The organism is Vreelandella salicampi (assembly GCF_013415105.1).
In the GTDB taxonomy this organism is placed as follows: domain Bacteria; phylum Pseudomonadota; class Gammaproteobacteria; order Pseudomonadales; family Halomonadaceae; genus Vreelandella; species Vreelandella salicampi.
Genome location: NZ_JACCDF010000009.1, coordinates 112,008 through 131,272 on the forward strand (window position 1 = coordinate 112,008; position 19,265 = coordinate 131,272).

General features: G+C 57.9%; 18 protein-coding genes. 4 read left to right on the forward strand and 14 right to left on the reverse strand.

Annotated features, from left to right (window positions below; translation table 11 throughout):
* Positions 1 to 42: 42 nt before the first annotated feature.
* The 3 genes from HZS81_RS11295 to HZS81_RS11305 are packed head-to-tail and all read right to left on the reverse strand — an operon-like array spanning position 43 to position 2,704.
* A complete protein-coding gene (locus HZS81_RS11295; RefSeq protein ID WP_179930663.1) occupies positions 43 to 279 on the reverse strand; it encodes a hypothetical protein in 237 nt (78 codons plus the stop codon).
* Entirely contained in the window at positions 276 to 2,333 is a 2,058-nt protein-coding gene (locus tag HZS81_RS11300; RefSeq protein ID WP_179930664.1) for a 3'-5' exonuclease, read from the reverse strand. Before HZS81_RS11300 ends, HZS81_RS11295 begins: the two co-directional genes overlap by 4 nt.
* Positions 2,330 to 2,704 carry a response regulator transcription factor gene (locus HZS81_RS11305; RefSeq protein ID WP_179930665.1) on the reverse strand — a complete coding sequence of 125 codons (375 nt, stop codon included), beginning with the start codon at positions 2,702 to 2,704 and terminating at the stop codon, positions 2,330 to 2,332. The genes HZS81_RS11300 and HZS81_RS11305 overlap by 4 nt, the downstream gene beginning before the upstream one ends.
* 183 nt (positions 2,705 to 2,887) lie before the next feature.
* Here HZS81_RS11305 and HZS81_RS11310 point away from each other — a divergent pair, with 183 nt between their 5' ends.
* Entirely contained in the window at positions 2,888 to 3,937 is a 1,050-nt protein-coding gene (locus HZS81_RS11310) for a tRNA-queuosine alpha-mannosyltransferase domain-containing protein (protein ID WP_179930666.1), read from the forward strand.
* On the opposite strand, the gene nth is transcribed toward HZS81_RS11310, so the two are convergent.
* The 11 genes from nth to HZS81_RS11365 all read right to left on the reverse strand — a co-directional run bounded on the left by nth (position 3,929) and on the right by HZS81_RS11365 (position 14,688).
* Positions 3,929 to 4,567: an endonuclease III gene (nth, locus tag HZS81_RS11315; RefSeq protein WP_179930667.1), complete on the reverse strand. Its 639-nt coding sequence runs from the start codon at positions 4,565 to 4,567 to the stop codon at positions 3,929 to 3,931. The two genes, HZS81_RS11310 and nth, sit on opposite strands and share 9 nt — an antisense overlap.
* Positions 4,568 to 4,617: 50 nt before the next feature.
* Positions 4,618 to 5,319, reverse strand: coding sequence for an electron transport complex subunit E (locus tag HZS81_RS11320; RefSeq protein ID WP_179930668.1), 702 nt, complete (start codon positions 5,317 to 5,319; stop codon positions 4,618 to 4,620).
* Complete coding sequence (rsxG, locus tag HZS81_RS11325) at positions 5,316 to 5,966, reverse strand: electron transport complex subunit RsxG (RefSeq protein WP_179930669.1); 651 nt, start codon at positions 5,964 to 5,966, stop codon at positions 5,316 to 5,318. The genes HZS81_RS11320 and rsxG overlap by 4 nt, the downstream gene beginning before the upstream one ends.
* Positions 5,963 to 7,012, reverse strand: coding sequence for an RnfABCDGE type electron transport complex subunit D (locus HZS81_RS11330; protein ID WP_179930670.1), 1,050 nt, complete (start codon positions 7,010 to 7,012; stop codon positions 5,963 to 5,965). Before HZS81_RS11330 ends, rsxG begins: the two co-directional genes overlap by 4 nt.
* A gap of 15 nt (positions 7,013 to 7,027) precedes the next feature.
* A complete protein-coding gene (gene rsxC / locus HZS81_RS11335; protein ID WP_179930671.1) occupies positions 7,028 to 8,719 on the reverse strand; it encodes an electron transport complex subunit RsxC in 1,692 nt (563 codons plus the stop codon).
* Complete coding sequence (rsxB, locus tag HZS81_RS11340; RefSeq protein WP_179930672.1) at positions 8,703 to 9,311, reverse strand: electron transport complex subunit RsxB; 609 nt, start codon at positions 9,309 to 9,311, stop codon at positions 8,703 to 8,705. Before rsxB ends, rsxC begins: the two co-directional genes overlap by 17 nt.
* A 31-nt stretch (positions 9,312 to 9,342) precedes the next feature.
* Positions 9,343 to 9,924 (reverse strand): electron transport complex subunit RsxA, encoded by a 582-nt coding sequence (rsxA, locus tag HZS81_RS11345; protein ID WP_179930673.1) that lies wholly within the window; start codon positions 9,922 to 9,924, stop codon positions 9,343 to 9,345.
* Positions 9,925 to 9,952: 28 nt separating this feature from the next.
* Positions 9,953 to 11,989, reverse strand: a complete 2,037-nt coding sequence (gene metG, locus HZS81_RS11350; RefSeq protein WP_179930674.1) for a methionine--tRNA ligase — start codon at positions 11,987 to 11,989, stop codon at positions 9,953 to 9,955.
* A 94-nt stretch (positions 11,990 to 12,083) separates the two neighbouring features.
* Positions 12,084 to 12,365, reverse strand: a complete 282-nt coding sequence (locus HZS81_RS11355; RefSeq protein ID WP_179930675.1) for a hypothetical protein — start codon at positions 12,363 to 12,365, stop codon at positions 12,084 to 12,086.
* A gap of 108 nt (positions 12,366 to 12,473) precedes the next feature.
* Positions 12,474 to 13,676, reverse strand: coding sequence for a 1-acyl-sn-glycerol-3-phosphate acyltransferase (locus tag HZS81_RS11360; protein WP_179930676.1), 1,203 nt, complete (start codon positions 13,674 to 13,676; stop codon positions 12,474 to 12,476).
* 61 nt (positions 13,677 to 13,737) lie between these two features.
* Positions 13,738 to 14,688: a recombination-associated protein RdgC gene (locus HZS81_RS11365; RefSeq protein ID WP_179930677.1), complete on the reverse strand. Its 951-nt coding sequence runs from the start codon at positions 14,686 to 14,688 to the stop codon at positions 13,738 to 13,740.
* A gap of 169 nt (positions 14,689 to 14,857) precedes the next feature.
* On the opposite strand from HZS81_RS11365, the gene HZS81_RS11370 reads away from it, so the two are divergent.
* From HZS81_RS11370 to serC, 3 genes are all read left to right on the forward strand, one after another.
* Complete coding sequence (locus HZS81_RS11370; RefSeq protein ID WP_179930678.1) at positions 14,858 to 15,295, forward strand: acyl-CoA thioesterase; 438 nt, start codon at positions 14,858 to 14,860, stop codon at positions 15,293 to 15,295.
* Between the two features lie 163 nt (positions 15,296 to 15,458).
* Positions 15,459 to 18,173 (forward strand): DNA gyrase subunit A, encoded by a 2,715-nt coding sequence (gyrA, locus tag HZS81_RS11375; RefSeq protein ID WP_179930679.1) that lies wholly within the window; start codon positions 15,459 to 15,461, stop codon positions 18,171 to 18,173.
* Positions 18,157 to 19,260: a 3-phosphoserine/phosphohydroxythreonine transaminase gene (gene serC / locus HZS81_RS11380; protein ID WP_179930680.1), complete on the forward strand. Its 1,104-nt coding sequence runs from the start codon at positions 18,157 to 18,159 to the stop codon at positions 19,258 to 19,260. The genes gyrA and serC overlap by 17 nt, the downstream gene beginning before the upstream one ends.
* Positions 19,261 to 19,265 lie beyond the last annotated feature (5 nt).

A 19,265-nucleotide genomic window follows, 5' to 3' on the forward strand; every position in this document is an offset into this window, starting at 1 on the left:
GCGCGACTCCTCCTAGGCGATATGGTCAGTGCTCCTGGGGGTTCAGTGCGTTGCGGAGCGTTCCATTAACCAAGCACCTAGCCCAATCACCAGCGCCCAGGCGCCAAAGAGATACAGCGCCAAGCTTGCCATGCCGGGCAAGCCGTCGATGACCACCAGTAGCGGCGGGCAAAACAGCAACACCGCGAGCAGTATCAACGCGATAAGGCGCGCATGTTGACGGGAGTCGCGATGTGGATCTTGGCGTGAGTCATGCGGTAAGTCGTGATGAGAGCTCATGCGCTGGCGTCCTCCTTGTCAAACGCATTGTTCTGCAGGGCTAATAACTTTTCCAAGGTGTCGATACCCCGCGCTTCCAGCCGCGGGAGCAGTGCAAGCCAAAGCTCCGCCGTTACTCGGGCATCGCCGAGTGCGGTATGCCGCGTGCCAGGCGGGAAGGCAAGATCGTAACGTTTAGCCAGGCTGTCTAAATCGTGGCCGTCGATGGCTTCGTCCAGCGCGCGGGAAATCAGCAGCGTATCCAGCACGGGGATATCGAAATCCACGCCGTGATGACTAATGGCCAACATATCAAACGAGGCATTGTGCGCGAGCAGCACTGCGTCGCTGACGTATTGGCGAAAGCGCGTAAGCACAATATCAAGCGGCGGGGCGCCTTCAACGTCGGCATCCGTCAGCCCATGAATCGCCGTGCTTGCCGGCGGAATCGGGCGCTTGGGGTCGACTTTTTGGTCAAAGACTTCGCTTGCCAACAAGCGTGCATTGACCACGCGGCAAGCGCCTAAGCTAATCACGGTATCCCCCCGGCGAAGTTCCAACCCGGTGGTTTCGGTATCAAAGGCAACGACTTCAAGGCTTCGCAAGGAACGATTCGCGAGCGCATCGTCCGGCGGGGGTAAGTCGGCAATGCCGAAGTCGTGAAACTCCGGGCGCGGTGGGGTCGTTTCACGGGGGGCGCCAACGCGCTCGGTGGCCGGCAGCGGCAAACGGATTCGCGCATAGCCGCTGGTTTCGTCAGCCAGGCTCCAGATGTCGCTGGCATGCTGGCGCAGTACGTCGGCGACGGTCGGCGAAAGGGGTAAGCTCTCTAGCGTTTTTTGCTGCCACTGTGCCAGTTCACGTTCTGGCAGTGGCTGGCCGCGCCAGATGAAGTCGAGATAAACGCGCTTGTTGCCTAGGCAGACTTCACCCTCGAAGCCGTTATCCGGCAGGTAAGCGTTGAGGTGTTGAACCAGCGACGCCAACAGTGCGATCAGGGCCGGTGCATCGCCTTTGAACCAGGCGGGCATGCCAATCGGCGTGATCAGGCGATGTTCAGGGTCTAGGCGCTCATCTAACGCCTGCCAGAAATCGTTTGACCACATCGGGGTTAAGCGCTCGCCCTGGTGCTGCATGTCATCCAAAAGCGTGCCAATGCGGGCAACGCTGTCACCTAGGGTGGCGCCTTCTTCTTCGATAACCCGTTCGAGACGCTCGCGTAGCGAGTCGGTCGCATCATCACGCTGGCGTAGTTGAATGAGCGCATCGGCGGCGCTGGTGAGGCTAGCCGTGTGCTGGCGCAGTGGCGTTAACATGGCGGCAAGTTCCGCGCGCACGCCCATCTCACTCGACCAAGAGGCGGTCGCATCGGTAAACGTTAACAAGGCTTCGCCGTCGCTGCCCGGTACACGGCGCAGGATGACTTTTAGCCAGCGTTCGTCGCACGGGGCGAGCAGCTCACGGGGAGTGCCATCGTGGGGGAGTTGCGAAAGAGCGTGCTGCAAACTGGGGCTGGGTAGCAGCGTTTCTAGGCGCTTGCCGAGGCCTAGGCCATCATGGCCGGAAAAAAAGTCTTCTGCCGCTTGGTTGAAGAGCATCACGCGACGGTGGTGGTCGCATAGCAGCAGGGGCGTTTCAAGCACTTGCAGCAGGGTTTCCAGCTCCTGGCGGATACGTGCCGCGCTGCGGGCACCTTCTGCATGCGCGGTGGCAAGCCGCGCGCGGTCATCGCGCCAACTTTCATGCACGCGGCGAAGGTCCGGGCCTAAGCCTTTTAACCAGCCTTCGGGCGGATGCTCATCGCGGGCATCGGGGTTGGATACTAAGCGTGCAAGTTGCACCTGCAAATGACGCAGCGGGGTAAACAGCATTCGCTCAAGCAAAAGGCCGACGAGAAAAATGGTGCCACCGCCCGAAAAGCTGCCAAGCCACAGCACGATACGTTGCCAACCGTCAGGGTTGAGATGCGTGTCCAGCCAAGCGGCGAAAATCGCACCGCCAAATAAGCTCACGCCACTGAGTAAAAGCCAAAGGCCAATCAGCCGCTGACGTTTGGGGAGTCCGCGGCGTTTCATGACGATGCCCCATTAAGTAGCGCTTTGACTTTCTCGACCAGGGTTTGGGTCGAAAAAGGCTTGGTGATGTAATCATCCGCCCCTAGCGCCATGCCCTTTTCGCGCTCCACCTCACGGCCGTGGGCGGTGAGCATGATAATCGGCAATGACGCGGTATCCGGCTGCCCGCGTAGCTGCTCTAGCACGTCGAAGCCGCTGATACCCGGTAGACTGATGTCGAGCAATATCAAATCGGGTTGGGCGTTTTTAACGCTTTCTAAGGCTTGTTCGCCATCCTCGGCTGTCGTGACTTGAAACCCGGCTTGCTCCATCAAAAACTCTAAAGACAGAACGATATTGGGCTCGTCATCGACTACCAACACATTGGCCATCTCGCTCTCCCAGGATGCTGTGTTTTATTTTTTTGGATCGGTGGTTTGCGTTTAAGTCGTGCTTTATCGCTGTTATCGCTTTCAGTGTATGAGGGTGGTCGCATTCGGCCAAGACGACCTTGGCCGAATGCTGCTAAAGTCGCTGCGCTGTGTGGGAGCTACCTATCAATTGAAGGAAACGCTATGCGAGCCCTTTTGTTATCTGCCTACTCGGCGGTGAGTCATCGTTTTTGGGCCGAGCAGGTGATGGCGCATACCGAGGCCGAATGGACGTGTTTAACTTTGCCGCCGCGACATTTTCGCTGGCGCATTCGCGGTAATCCGCTGACCTGGGCGCTGAAAGAACACCACACGCTGAGCCAGCCGTATGATCTCGTGCTGGCCACGTCTATGGTCGATCTCGCCACATTGATTGGGCTTTATCCGCATCTAGGGCGTGCTAAGAAAGTGGTGTATTTCCATGAAAATCAGTTCGCTTACCCTGAGTCCGACGAGCAAGCGCCGCAGGGTGAGGCGAAAATGGTCAATCTTTATGCTGCCCTTGCCGCTGATGAGGTGGTGTTTAACACTGCGTATAACCGTGATTCGTTTATCGACGGGGCACGGATTTTTCTCAAGCGCATGCCGGAAAACCTGCCCGCCGCCAAGTGGCTCGAAGCGCTGCGCCAAAACGCGCGGGTGTTGCCGGTGCCGATTTTGCCTATCGCCTCGGATGTGGGGCGTCAAAACATGCCCCAGCGGATCGTTTGGAACCATCGCTGGGAGTACGATAAAAACCCGGATGACTTCTTTGGCGCGCTATTTGCCCTAAGTGAAGAAGGCGTGGCATTTGAACTTGCCGTAATGGGGCAGCAGTTTCGGCAAACGCCGCCGGTATTTGACCAAGCGCGCGAGCGTTTAGCCAACCAGATCGTAGCTTGGGGGCCTCAGCCAGAAGCGCAATACCACGCGCTTCTGGCAAGTGCCGGCATCGTGGTATCGACCACTTGGCACGAATTTCAAGGGTTAGCGATTATGGAGGCGGCGCAGCGTGGCGTGCTGCCGCTGGTTCCGGATCGCCTTTGCTTTCCCGAGCTGTACCCAGGTGCATATCGCTTTGATGGCACGCGAAAAGGGCTGACCGATACGCTCCGCGCGTGGCTGACGGCGCCAAGTTCCCGCCCAGCTCCACTTGCAACGGCACAATGGGAATGGCCCGCCTGGCAGGGAGAGTATCGGGCGTTATTATCCTAGCTCGGTTTTTTCTTTGTATTCGCAGAGATCTTCGATGATACAGCTACCGCAACGGGGTTTGCGGGCGACACAGGTATAGCGACCGTGCAGAATCAGCCAGTGATGGGCGTCTTGCTTGAACTCGCGCGGCACGTGGCGCAAGAGCTTCTGCTCGACGTCCACCACGTCTTTGCCTTTGGCGATGCCGGTACGGTTGGATACGCGAAAGATATGCGTATCCACGGCGATAGTCGGCAGGCCAAAGGCGGTGTTTAAAATGACGTTGGCGGTCTTGCGCCCCACGCCGGGCAGCGCTTCCAGCGCCTTGCGGGTTTTGGGTACCTCACCGCCATGTTGGTCCACCAACATATGGCACGTCTTCATCAGGTTTTCGGCTTTGGTGTTGTAAAGCCCAATGGTCTTGATGTGCTCTTTGAGCCCGTCGATCCCCAGGTCGATAATGCCCTGAGGCGTATTGGCGATGGGAAAGAGCCGGGCGGTGGCCTTGTTGACGCCGACATCGGTGGCCTGCGCTGAAAGCAAGACAGCGGCGAGCAGCTCAAACGGCGTGGACCAGTTGAGCTCAGTCGTCGGCTGCGGGTTTTCTGCCTTGAGGCGAGCAAAAATCTCGTAGCGTTTTTGTGCGTTCATGCCGTGTCCTGTGTGCTATTTGTCATTTGCTAGCTGCGATGTTCTGTCTGCTATTTAATCGTGCCGGTGACGCGTACGCGCCGCTCAGTTTTGGGTGCGGCATGGATGGGTTTGGCGCGTGCGGCACCGGCCTGATCGATGGCATTTTTCAGCGCGATGAGCAGGCCCGCGACAAAAAACGCCCCCGGCGGCAGCAGGAAAAACAGGAATTGATAATCGGCGATAAGCACCATTTCCCAGCCGCTGGCGGTTGTGCCAAATAGGAGCTCCATATCGCTAAAAAGCGTTCCCTGGCCCAAAAGCTCGCGTAGCGCACCCAGCAGCACCAGCACGGCGGCAAAACCTAGCCCCATCATCAAGCCATCAAAGGCGGCGATAAGCGGCGGATGGCGCGAGGCAAAGGCATCGGCGCGGCCTAAAATCGCGCAGTTGGTGACAATCAGCGGAATGAAAATGCCCAGCACCTGATAGAGCGGATACGCATAGGCAGCCATGAGAAGCTCGGCGCAGGTGACAAAGGCGGCGATGATCATCACAAACGCGGGTAAGCGAACACTGCCGGGCACTTGGTGGCGAAGCAGTGATACCACGCTGCTTGAGCCCACCAGCACTAACAGCGTGGCGATGGCAAGGCCGAGTGCGTTAACCACGCTGTTGCTCACGGCCAATAATGGGCATAAGCCGAGTAGCTGCACCAGCGCGGGGTTTTGGTGCCATAGCCCCTCGCGGGCGAGTTCAGAAAACTGGCTCATGGCGTGGGCTCCTGTATTTCGTCCGGTTTTGCCAAGCCGGGCAGCGGCGTATGCTCGGCATAGAGCAGGGCTTGATGCACGGCGTCGACCACGGCGCGGGGCGTAATCGTCGCCCCGGTGAAAGCGTCGAATTCACCGCCGTCTTTCGTTACCGCCCAAGCGCGCTCGGGCAGGCTTTCCAAGCGAAAGCCGTTAAACTCGGTGACCCAATTGCTACGGCGCCGCTCGATCTTATCGCCAAGCCCCGGCGTCTCCTGATGCTCGGTGACGCGCACGCCGCTAATGCGTCGCTCACCATCAATACCCACTAGCAGGTGTATGTCTCCGCTATAACCTTCGCGGGTAACCACCGGGAGAATGACGACGCTTTTATCTTGTGCCTGTATCGACCAGCCTTGAGCGGCGCCACGGTGGCCAAGTGCTTGTGGTTCGGGTAGGGGAAAAGCGCCTTCAAGAATGCGCTCGACGCCAACGTTTGCTATGGCTGGCGGCAACACCTCGCGCAGCTTTTGATGCTGAAACACCTCGGCATTGGTGGCAATGCGTTCGGCGGTGAGCGCGCGAATCACCCCGACACTGCCGGCCGTGACCAGCGCAAAGGCACCGAGCGCCAGCGCACCTTGCTTGATCGCCGCTTGCACCTTCATACGTTGTCTTCCGGTAGGCGCTGCCCGCGAGTCGTCTTCGCGTGCCCCATAACGCGAGGGTCGCTGTAAAGATCCAGCAGCGGCACACACAGGTTCATCAACAGCACGGCAAATGCCACGGCGTCAGGGTAGGCGCCGAAGGTGCGTATCAGCATCACCAACGCGCCAATACCTGCGCCATACATAAGCTTGCCACGGCGGCTAGTGGCCGCTGAGACCGGATCGGTGGCGATGAAAAACGCCCCGAAAACCGCTGCCCCGGTGAAAAGATGAAAACTGGGCGAGGCAAAGTGGCTGGGGTCACCGGCATAAAAAAGCGCCGCCAGCAGCGTCATGCTACCCAGCATTGCCACGGGGATATGCCAGCTGATGATCCGTTTGTAGAACAAAAGCCCGCCGCCGAAAAGCCAAGCCCAGGCACTGTGTTGCCAGGCATCAAGCGTGCCTAGCGATAGAGGGTCCGTCGCCCAGAATTCGCTGGCAAGCACCGCTTCCCCTTTGTGTTTGAACGCATCCAGTGGGGTGGCGCCACTGATCGCGTCAAGTTCGGCTGCAGGCAAAAGGCCTGCCACCTGCGCCCACAGCGTCTCGGGTAAAAGCGGCTGCGGCGGCGCCCAGAGTGTCATATAGGTAGGAAACGACACCAAGAGCAGCGCATAGCCCACCATGGCGGGGTTGAAGGGGTTTTGCCCCAGCCCGCCGTAAAGCTGTTTAGCCACCACCACGGCGGCGACCATGCCTACACCCATCAGCCACCAGGGGCTGGCGGGGGGCAGAGCGATACCCAGCAGCACGGCGGTGACCAGCGCACTTGAGTCGTTTAACGCGGGGCGGATTGGCCTTTTACGTATATTCAGTACCGCCGCTTCCAGCACCAGGCCAATGACCGTGGCGATAACGATATTGGTCAGCACGCCAGCGCCGAAGTAATACGTCATCACGGCCACACCGGGCAGCGTGGCGATCAGCACCCAGCGCATCAGCACGGGCGTGCTGTTGGGTAGTTGGGCGTTTGCGGGCGCCGCGGTGTGGTGCAGAAAGCTCATCGTGGCGCTGGCTCCTTAAGAGGTTGTTTGCTGGCGGGCGGCAGATAGCTTGGCGTCAGCGGCTTTTAGGTTCTCTTGCGCTGTCGCAAGCTGGGTTTCCAGGTCCGAGAGGTCTTGCTGCGGGTCCTGTTCTGCCGTACGGGCGAGCGTTTTTTCTGCTTTGCGCACGGCCGCTTTCGCCGCAGTTTGGGCGATACGTAGGCTGCGTATATCGGCTTGAGCGGTGTCGCCGTCGTTTGTGCCAGCTTGCGCTGGGCGTTTAGCCCGAGCGAGACGCGCCTCGCGCCGGGCCTGTTTCTCGGCTTCCTCGCGAGCTAAGCGCGCTTGGCGGAACTCGAAGCGGTGTTTGGCGTGCTCGGCTTTTGTCGCTTCGATGTGCTTAAGGCGCAGGCGCGCTTTGGCCTCGCGGTAGTCATCCACCAGCGGGATATGGCTAGGGCAGACGTAACTGCAGGCACCGCACTCGATGCAGTCGAAGAGGTGGTAGCGTTCCAAGCGGGCGTCATCCCCCGCGCGGGCGTACCAGTGCAGCTGCTGCGGCAATAATGACGCCGGGCACACGTCTTCGCAGGCGCCGCAGCGGATGCAGGGCGCCTCCGTTGGCGGGGCAGGCAGCTCATCAGCCGTCGCGGCAATCAGGCAGTTGGTGGTTTTTCCCACCGGCGTGTCAAGATCGGCTAACGCGACACCCATCATTGGCCCGCCGTGAATCAGCGTATTCAGCTCGGTGTCTTTCAGGCCCGCGTGTTGCAACAATTTACGCATGGGTGTGCCGAGGCGCACGCGGTAATTGCCAGGGCGCATGAGGGCGTTGCCAGTAAGGGTGACAATTCGTGAGGTTAACGGGGCGCCGTCGCGCACGGCGTGCAGCACCGCTAAGAGCGTGCCGGGGTTGTGGCACAGCACGCCGACATCAGCAGGCAAGCCGCCGCTGGGCACTTCGCGGCCGAGCAGTTTTTTGATCAGTTGGCGCTCGCCGCCGCTGGGGTAGCGGGTCTCGATAACGTTGATCACCACCGGCAGCGGCAGAGCGTTAAGCGCCGCCGCCTCTAACGCGGCAACGGCCTCGGGCTTATTGTCTTCAATACCGACGATTATTTGTTCGGCGCTGGCAAGCTTGGCCATTAACTGCGCGCCTTCGAGCACATCCGCCGCAAAGTAGCGCAGCGTCACGTCATCGGCGGTGATATAAGGCTCACACTCGGCGGCGTTCACCACCAGCGTATCGAGCGAATGGCGCTCACGCACGCGGGCTTTTACCTGAGTGGGAAAGCCCGCGCCGCCGAGCCCGACAACGCCGCTGATATCAAGCCGTTCAAGCAGGGCTTCAGGCTCTGCGGTGCGCCAATCCAGTCGTTTAAGGCGTGTCTCGTTATCTTCTCCGTCACTCCCATCACCTTCGCTCACCTTGTTTTTTTCAATGACGATGTACGCGGTGTTTATTTCCACCACCTTACCGCTAATGCTGGCGTGCAGGGCGCTTGAGATCATGCTGTCGGGCTGGGCGAGCAACGTCCCGGTGTTTACTTGCTCACCTACAGCCACGCAGGGCACGGCGGGGCGCCCGCTGTGTTGACTGAGCGGCAGAATGACCCGATCAGGGAGTGGCGCATCGCTTAAAGGGCGCTCGGTCGAGCGGGTCTTGCGCTCGGGTGGGTAAACGCCGCCAGGGAAGTCCCGGTCGTGAAGTTCAAAGCCGCGCGACATGGGGCGGCTCCTCGGCGCGGTCGCTGGCGATGAGGTTGGCGGTGGCCGCGTTAACGACCGGTTGCCACTGGGTCAGCGGTGTGCTTCGGGGGAGCATATCGATACAGTCGACCGGGCAGGGCGCGAGGCACAGATCGCAGCCGGTGCACTCATCCTCGATGACCGTGTGCATTTGTTTGGCGGCGCCGATAATGGCATCCACCGGGCAGGCTTGAATGCACTTGGTGCAGCCAATGCACTCCTCTTCGCGGATAAAGGCCACGCGCTCTTCGGCTTGGGCTTCGCCGTCTAGCGGTTCGGGCTCGCGCCCCAGCAAATCCGCCAGGGCGGCAATGGTGCTTTCGCCTCCCGGCGGGCATTTGTTGATGGCATCGCCCTCGTTGATCGCCTCGGCGTAAGGGCGACACCCCGGATACCCGCACTGGCCGCATTGCGTTTGCGGCAGCAAGGCATCGATTTTCTCCACTAGCGGGTTGCCTTTCACCTTAAAGCGTTCACCCACAAACCCTAATAGCGCGCCAAATCCCACACCGAGACCGGCCAGCACGGCGACGGCGCTCAATAATGAAATCAGCGTATTGGATGCCAGCATGGCGGGATCCTCGCAGAGAGAGTCAACAACGTTAGAGCTGAACGAGGCCGGAAAAGCCTAAAAAAGCCAACGACATTAAGCTGGCGGTAATCATCGCAATTGCCGCGCCTTGAAAGGGTTTGGGAATATCGGCCGTGCTCAAACGCTCGCGCAGGGCTGCAAATAGCACCAGAATCAGCGAAAACCCGAGCGCGGCACCAAAACCGTACAGCGTGGTATGGAAAAAGCTCAGCTCGCGGTTGAGCGATAAAAGCGCCACCCCCAGCACCGCGCAGTTGGTGGTAATCAGCGGCAGAAAAATGCCCAGTACTTGGTGCAGAAGTGGGCTCATGTAGCGCACCATCACCTCGGTAAACTGCACCACCGCCGCGATCACCACGATAAAGCTAATGGTGCGTAAGTAGGTCACATCCAGCGGCACCAGCAAACCGTGATACACCACATAGCTCGCCGCCGAGGCGAGCGTGAGCACAAAGGTCGTGGCCGCCGACATACCCACGGCGGATTCCAGCTTGTTAGAGACCCCCATGAACGGGCAGAGCCCCAAAAACTGGACCAGGACGAAATTGTTGACCAGCGCGGTGCCGATCAGGATGACGAACAGCTCGCTCATCAGTGACTCAGCTTATTAGGTGGCCCGGTTAGGTAACACGTTGGCCCGGTTCGGCGCCCGCATCCGGTGAGAGCAGGTAGATGCCGTCGTCGTTTGCGGAGGCGAGCACCATGCCTTCGGAAACGCCAAAGCGCATCTTGCGCGGCGCGAGGTTGGCGACCATGACCGTCAGTCGACCTTCCAGCGCTTCCGGCGCATAGGAGGCGCGAATGCCGGAGAAAACGTTACGCGTTTCGCCGCCGAGATCCAGCGTCAGCTGCAGCAGCTTGTCAGCACCTTCGACGTACTGTGCTTTGGCGATACGGGCAATGCGCAGGTCAACCTTCATGAAGTCATCGAAGTTGATCTCAGCGGCAACGGGCTCATCCGTCAGCGGCCCTTTGGTGGCGTCTTTGAGTTTTTGCTCTTCCACGAGATCCTCCTTTGATGCCTCGATCATGGCATCGATCTTGTCACGCTCAATGCGAGTCATCAGCGGCTTGAACTTATTGATGGTATGGTTTGTCAGCACTTCGTGGCGACTATGCCAGTCAAGCGTTGCCAAGTTTAAGAACGCTTGCGCCTCTGCGGCCATGGTCGGCACAACAGGTGCGAGATAAACCATCAGTTGACGGAACAGGTTGATGCCCATCGAGCAGATATCCAGTACCTCTTGCTCGCGGCCATCTTGCTTGGCGAGCACCCACGGCTCGGCCTCGGCAATGTAGGTATTGGCCTCGTCGGCCAGCTCCATGATGCTACGCATCGCGCGGCTGAATTCACGGGCCTCATAGTCAGCGGCGATATCATCGCCAGCGGCAATAAATCGTGCCAGCATCTGCGGGTCGGCGCAGCTTGACGATAGCGTGCCGCCGCCAAGTTTTTTCACAAACCCAGCGCAGCGGCTGGCGATGTTGATGACTTTGCCGACCAAATCGCTATTCACCCGCGCGGTGAAGTCGTCAAGATTCAGGTCGAGATCGTCCACCTTGGAGGTGAGCTTAGCGGCGAAGTAGTAGCGCAAATACTCGGGGTTGAGGTAATCGGCATAGGTGGCGGCCTTAATGAAGGTACCACGGGACTTCGACATCTTGGCGCCATCGACAGTGACAAAACCGTGGCAGTTGACCGCCGTGGGCGTACGAAAGTCAGCGCCGTGCAGCATGGCGGGCCAGAACAGCGCGTGGAAGTAGACGATATCCTTGCCGATAAAGTGGTACACCTCGGCATCAGAGCCTGGCTGCCAGAAACTATCGAAATCGATGCATTCGCGCTCGCACAGGTTCTTAAAGCTGGCGAGATAGCCAATCGGCGCGTCGAGCCAGACATAAAAATATTTGCCTGGCGCATCGGGGATTTCAAAGCCGAAATAAGGCGCGTCGCGGGAGATATCCCACTCGTTGAAGCCCGACTCGAACCACTCCATCAATTTGTTGCGAATTTGCGGCTGCACGTGACCGTCGTTGATCCACTGCTGCATGAACTCGGCAAAATCCGGCAGCTTAAAGAAGTAGTGGGTGGAGCTGCGTACTTCCGGTGTCGCCCCGGAAATCGCGGATACCGGATCGATGAGCTCCGCCGGGGTGTACGTCGCACCGCATTTTTCGCAGTTATCGCCGTATTGGTCTTCGGCGTTGCACTTCGGGCAGGTGCCCTTGATAAACCGGTCGGCGAGGAAGAGGCCCTTTTGCGGGTCGAACATTTGCTCGATATCCCGCGTGGCGATGTGGCCTTTGTCGCGAAGGCGCGTATAAATCAGCTCGCTGAAATAACGGTTTTCTGTCGAATGGGTGGAGTGGTAATTGTCAAAGTTGACGCCAAAGCGGGCAAAGTCGGCTTGGTGGGCGCGGGAGACACGCTCGATCAGCGCTTCAGACGAAATGCCTTCTTGTTCAGCGCGTAGCATGATCGCGGTGCCGTGCGCGTCGTCGGCGCAGACGTAGTAACACTGCTGGCCACGGCTTTTCTGGAAGCGCACCCAGATATCGGTCTGAATGTACTCCAGCAGGTGACCGAGGTGAATGTCGCCGTTGGCGTAGGGGAGAGCGCTGGTAACCAGAATTTTGCGCGTGGCGGTATGGGACATAGGTAATGACACTTCCATTGACGTCAGCAGACTGTAATCAAAGACGGCGAAGCAGCCGATGCTTCGCCGGTGACAGGATAGTAGGGCGCGCTTGTTAGTAGAGCGCTTGCTCCTCAAGTACCACTTCGCGCAGAAGGGCTAAAAAGAGTTTATCGGCTTCAGAATGCTCAGCCGGGTCTTCAGGAATATGCACGCTGGTGGTGTCGGAGATTTCATTGGCGATCCGGGCCATCACTTCGGGCGTGCTTCCGTTGGCAAACTCTTTGCGTGCTACTTCCAGCGACTGCTCTAAAATTTTTGGGTCTTGCAATAGCTTACGGATAAAGCCTTGCAGCTCATTGATAATACGCGTTTTTTGAATTTCTGAAGCAGACATAAAGGTTCTCCTTAACGACCCAGCTTGGCCTCACCCATAAATGCGTGGACCATAGCATTTTTTGCCTTTCAGGGCATGATCGGCGTGCATCGTATAAAGATAGCATGCTTATAACGTTAGTCGCCCCGCCTTGTGTTTGACCGGGTTGGCGTATTGCGCGAGCCAGTAAGGCCGTAAATGCTCGGGCACGGTGGCCAAGCGCGCTTGGAAACGCTCGCGATCCTGGCGTGTGATGGCCTTGCGGGCGACAAGCTCGGGGGCATCACCAAGCGCTTCCAACGCTAGATAATGGCTTGGGTAAAGCCGGTAGCCGCCGATCACTTGGCGATCAATCTCTGCGGCAACTTCATCCGGGGTTGCCATGTCGGTGCCAATCGGTGTGCCGAAACGTAGCTGAACCCGCCCTTTATCACCGGTGATGCCGGCCACAATGGACTTAATATCTTCGAACTCGCTCTTGGCGTAACTGCCCTGGGTGTCGATATCGTGCAGTTCTTGGGCTTTCTGTGTATCGCAGGGATCAAATTCGTAACTGATCGACACAGGTACCAGCTTGAGCTCGGCGATGGCGTCGCCAAAATTGGCTTGGCGATCAGCGCCACGGCGCGCCATGGTAAGCATCTTAATAATAGCGGGATCAGTGTGGTCGATGCCGTTTTTTGCCCGCCCTTCGCGCTGCGCCATCCAAATGGAGTGTTCATCCACGGTAATCGAGTGGCGAATATAGGCCGACAGCTGCTGGTAAGCGGCGAGCATCGCGCGCTTGCCGCGTATACTACGTGGCACAATGAAGCTTTTATTAAGCCGCATCAGGTCGGTCACATAGGGCTTTTTCAGCAGGTTGTCGCCGATGGCAATGCGCACGGTATCGCGGTTTGCTTGATACAGCGCATAGTTCACAAATGCCGGATCAAGCGAAATATCACGGTGATTGCCGATAAAAAGGTAGGCGCTATTATCATCCAGCTTATCCAGCCCCGCGACCTCAAACGCTTCGGTTGAGGTGCGGATCATGCGCTCCATGTAGCTCGCGATACGCATTTGAAAATCGTACACGGTGTTGACGCCTTTCACCTCTCGGCGCACCGCGTGGCTTGCCAGCGCGCGCGCCAGTGGTGGCGCCCAGCGAGCAAGCCGGGGCAGGCGAAAGCGCGTCAGGGCATCGAGTAGCTCACTATCGCGTGAAAGGCGAGCAAGCACATCAGCCACTTCATGGTCGAGGTACGGGCGAATCTCGGCCCAAGGGTCGTCAGTGTTTGCTGTGCGTGTGTTGGCGCGCGTGGTGGCGCCGGTAGCGTTGGTCTCAGTCATGCGATCCGTCAAAATAGAAAGCGATGCGAAAAGGTGTCATCCAAGCGTTATAAGCGGGTAGCTAGGATGGCGCTTGGGATTGTGTTTCACCACCCAGCCAGCCGATTAAGCGCTCGATGTCTTCAGTCAATGCTTGTGCCATCAAGATAAAATCGGTTTCTAACCGGAGAAGAGCATCGTCGCCGTCATCGGCGTGGTCAGCTTCCTCAATGAGCGCGTCGCCAAAACGCAGCGACTTCAGCGCCAAGTCATCATGTAAGACAAAGTTTAGTCGCCCTTCGATCCCTAGCGCTAGCTTGCTCGCCTGGCGGCCCGTTTCTAAAAGCTGCTGAATATCGTCGCCGTCAAGATCCACTTGGCGTGCCCGCAGTACGCCGTCATCGCCTTTGGCTTTGAGCTCGACCTGATCGCCAAGCTGCATATCCGTTGGGCGTGTTGCCGGGTCGTTAAGCCAGGTCGTCATCGCGCGAATAGGCAGCGTTTGCGTGGCCAGCGGCGTGACTTTTAAGCTGCCGAGGGTTTCGCGCAGCAAGTCTAGAATGTCTTCCGCCCGGGTTCGGGAGCTTGCGTTAATCCCGATAAGTCCACGGCGTGTATCCCACCAAAGGTCTGTCTTTTGGCTGCGGACAAAGGCGCGGGGTAGCAGCTCTTCGGTGATTTGCTCTTTAAGCGAGGTTTTTTCTTTGCGGGTGACCTTGCGGCCCTCGCTTGCCTCAATGTCGGCAACCTGCTCATCCAGCTCTTCTTTGACCACGGAAGCCGGTAGTAGGCGTTCTTGGCGCAGGGCGGAAAGCAGCCGATGCCCTTGAATTTCGTGCACGTATTGCCCGCTACCCAGACGACCGGCGGGTGCTGTCCAGCCCAGCCGACGTGCATCGGCACTGCCGAGCGGTCGGGACGCGTGAGCTTCTAGTGCGTCGCCTAATGCGTCGAGTGGGGGAGCTTGCGCGCTTTCTTGAGCGTCTCCCGGTGCGCCATGAAGGCGGTATAACAGCAGGTTTTTAAACCACATATCGCCTGTCCTAAAGAAAAGGGCCATCATTATGGCGAAAGCGGCGCCTGCCTGCCAGCACGATTCCTGAATCCAAGTTCTAAAACGCGCGACTGTTGTGTGTGTTTCAAACTTGTGTTTGATTTGGTCTTTGGCATTTTTCCCCACAACCAAAAATAGGAGCCTTATAATGAGCGATTCACTCTCACGCACGACACTGCGGGTTCGCGGCTACCACTTAGATGGCTACGGCCATGTCAATAACGCGCGCTATTTAGAGTTTATGGAAGAAGGGCGCTGGGCGTTCTTTGATGAGCATCCCGCGTTAATAAAAGAGCTGCACCAAGCGGGCAGGGCCTTTGTGGTGGTGAACTTAAATATCGATTACCGCGCTGCCGCAGTGGCCGGCGATGATCTGGTGGTGTTAACCGGTATTGTAGAAGTCGGTGATCGCAGCGCCGTTTGCCATCATCAGATTATTCGTCGCCAGGATAGTGCTTTGGTCGCAAAAGCGGACCTCACCTTTGTGTTACTGGATGTGAAAGCCAATAAAGCCTCACCGATTGAGGGCGATGTGCGTGAAACGCTGAATACGCTCACCCTGAGTAAAGAGGCATTTAGCATTTAGGCAAAAGGCAGTGGGAATCCTGCTTACCCTGACTGCCCTTGCCGCGTCTGCAATGGTATGATGTTGCGGTATTTGCGCGCCGCCGTGTTGTATGACTCAAGGCGGTATTTTTAAGCGCTTTCAACTCTCGCAGTGCCAAAGCAGTGCAAAGGATCTGACTTTCATGGGTGACATCGCCAGAGAAATTCTGCCCGTCAATATTGAAGACGAGCTCAAACAGTCGTACCTCGACTATGCGATGAGCGTTATCATCGGCCGCGCGCTGCCAGACGTGCGCGATGGCTTAAAGCCCGTGCATCGGCGCGTTCTGTTCGCCATGCACGAATTGGGTAATGACTGGAATAAACCGTATAAGAAATCGGCGCGTGTAGTCGGCGATGTCATCGGTAAATACCATCCCCACGGGGATAGTGCGGTTTACGACACTATCGTGCGGATGGCGCAGCACTTTTCGATGCGCCACGTACTGGTTGATGGCCAAGGCAACTTTGGCTCGATTGACGGTGATAGCGCCGCCGCCATGCGTTATACCGAGGTGCGCATGGCGCGCCTGGCGCATGAGCTCCTCGCCGATCTGGAAAAAGAGACCGTCGATTGGGTCGATAACTACGATGGCACCGAACGCATTCCTGATGTCCTGCCTACCAAAGTCCCGAACCTTTTAATTAATGGCTCCTCGGGCATCGCCGTGGGCATGGCGACCAATATTCCACCGCACAATATGCGTGAAGTGATCGACGCCTGCTTGGCGTTGATCGATGATTACACGCTCTCGGTGGATGACCTGATGGACTATGTCCCAGGCCCGGATTTCCCCACCGGCGGCATCATCAACGGCCGTGCTGGCATCCTGGAAGCCTATCGCACCGGCCGTGGGCGTATTTACGTGCGCGCGTGCCACACCATCGAGCACGACGATAAAACTGGCCGCGACCACATTATTATCACCGAGCTGCCGTATCAGGTGAATAAAGCGCGGCTAATTGAAAAAATCGCCGAGCTGGTCAAAGAAAAGCGTATTGAAGGCATTGCCGAGCTGCGCGATGAGTCGGATAAAGACGGCTTGCGCGTGGTGATTGAAATCAAACGCGGCGAGTCCGGCGAGGTGGTGGTCAACAACCTCTTTGCCCAAACCCAGCTGCAAAACGTGTTCGGCATTAATATCGTCGCGCTGGAAAACGGCCAGCCACGCACGCTCAACCTGAAAGAGCTTTTAGAAGCCTTTATACGCCACCGCCGTGAAGTGGTGACGCGTCGTACGTTATATGAGCTGAAAAAAGCCCGTGAGCGCGGCCATATTTTGGAAGGCTTGACCGTCGCGATTTCCAACATCGACAAAGTGATCGAGCTGATCAAGGCCTCACCTAACGCCGCAGAAGCCAAGCAGAAGCTGCTTGATCGTAACTGGCAACCGGGCCAAGTGACCGGCATGCTGGAACGCGCTGGCGCTACCTCCTGCAAGCCGGAAGAGTTAGAGGAAGGTTTTGGCCTTAACCCTTCAGCGACGGAATACCGCCTATCGCCCGCTCAGGCGCAAGCGATTCTTGAGCTGCGGTTACACCGTTTAACCGGGCTTGAAACCGAGAAGCTGCTCAATGAGTATCTTTCGATCCTCGAGAAAATTGCTGAGCTTACCGAAATTCTCGCCTCCGCGGATCGCCTGATGGAAGTGATTCGCGAAGAGCTGCACGCCATCCGTGATCAGTTTGGCGACGAGCGTCGCACGGTCATTCAGGCCAGTCATCTTGATCTTTCCATGGAAGATCTGATCGCTGAAGAAGATATGGTGGTCACGGTGTCGCGTTCGGGTTACGCCAAAACGCAGCCTCTCTCGGATTATCAAGCGCAGCGCCGCGGTGGACGCGGTAAGTCGGCCACGGCGATGAAGGATGAGGACGTCATTGAGCATCTGCTAGTGGCCTCGACTCACGATACCGTGTTGCTGTTCTCGAATCGCGGCAAAGTCTACTGGCTGAAAGTCTACGAGATGCCAGCCGCAAGCCGTGGATCAAGAGGTAAGCCGCTGGTGAACTTGCTGCCGCTGGAGGAAGGGGAAGCGATTAACGCGATTCTTCCGGTGCGCGACTACGAGCCTAGCCACTACATCTTCTTCGCCACCGCCAAAGGGACGGTCAAGCGTGTCAGCCTTGAGCAGTTCTCGCGCCCGCGTAGCGTTGGTTTGATCGCCATCGATCTTGATGAGAGTGACCGCTTGGTCGGCGCGGCGATTACCACCGGCGACGACCACGCCATGCTGCTCTCGTCCAACGGCAAGGCGATCCGCTTTGAAGAGGGCAACGTTCGCGCGATGGGTCGCACCGCACGCGGTGTGCGCGGCATGCGCCTGGCAGGCGACGCGGAAGTCATCAGCTTGATCATTCCCAAGCATCAGCAAATCGATGCCGAGACGGACGCAGAAGGCAACGAAACCTTGCCGGTCGCGGAAGCCGGGGCGGAAGAAGAGCCGATTTACATCCTCACCGCGAGCGAAAACGGCTACGGCAAGCGCACGCGCTTAGGCGAGTTCCCGCTGCGCGGCCGTGGCGGCCAGGGTGTGATTGCGATGCAGACAAGCGAACGTAACGGCTCGCTTGTCGCCAGTATGCAGGTTTATGACAGCGATGAAATGATGCTGATAACTGATCGCGGCACGCTGGTTCGTACTCGGGTTGAGGAGGTTTCAACGACCTCGCGCAACACCCAGGGCGTGATGCTGATTCGCTTGGGTAAAGACGAAAAACTCGTGAAAACGGTGCGCGTTGATGAGCCAGAGGATACCGAACTCGACGTGGTAGATGAAAACGACGTGGTAGGTGAAAACGGCGTGGTAGATGAAAATAAAGAGGAGGCCCCGGGAGACGATGACGCGTCACTATAATTTCTGCGCGGGGCCGGCGGCCCTGCCTGCGGCAGTACTCGAGCGCGCGCAGGCGGAAATGCTTGATTACCAAGGGCATGGCCTCTCGGTAATGGAAATGAGCCACCGCAGCGATGATTTTATCGCCATCGCCGAGCAGTCAGAAGCCGATTTTCGTGCGCTGCTCGGCGTGCCGGATAACTATAAAGTACTGTTTTTGCAGGGCGGTGCTAGCCTGCAATTTTCGATGCTGCCGATGAATCTGTTGGGTCGCGGCGGCAGTGCTAATTTTGTTCATACCGGCATTTGGGGCAAAAAGGCACTGGCAGAAATTAACCACCTTGGGTTGCCGCACCATTTGGCGGCCAGCAGCGAGTCAAACGGACACACGGCAGTACCGCGTCAGGATGCGATCCAGGTAAGCGACGATGCCGCTTACCTGCATTTTACTTCCAACGAGACCATTGGCGGGCTGGCGTTTGATTACACGCCCAGTGCGCAGCGCCGCGATGGCACTAACGTGCCGCTGGTGTGCGATATGTCATCGGATATTCTCGCTGCGCCGCTTGATGTGTCGGAGTACGGCGTCATTTACGCCGGCGCGCAGAAGAATATCGGCCCGGCAGGCTTGACGCTGGTGATCGTGCGCGATGATCTACTCGACCAGGCGCAGAGCCCAATACCGTCGCTATTTAACTATCGTGCCATTGCCGATGCGAACTCGATGGTCAATACGCCGCCGACTTACGCGTGGTACTTAGCGGGGCTGGTGTTCCAATGGCTGAAAGATGATATTGGCGGACTTGCGCAGATGGAGGCGATCAACCAGCGTAAAGCAGACAAACTTTACGCCGCGATTGATGCCAGCGATTTCTACGCCAATCCAATAGCAAAGCCTAACCGGTCACGTATGAACGTACCGTTTGTGCTGGCGGATTCGGCGTTGGAAAGCGCCTTTTTAGCCGAGGCCGACAAAGCCGGGCTGTTAAATCTCAAAGGGCATCGCAGCGTCGGGGGCATGCGCGCCAGTCTCTACAATGCGGTATCGGAAGACGCCGTGGATGCGCTGATTGCCTTCATGGCAGATTTTGAACAGAGAAGGGGTTAAAGCCA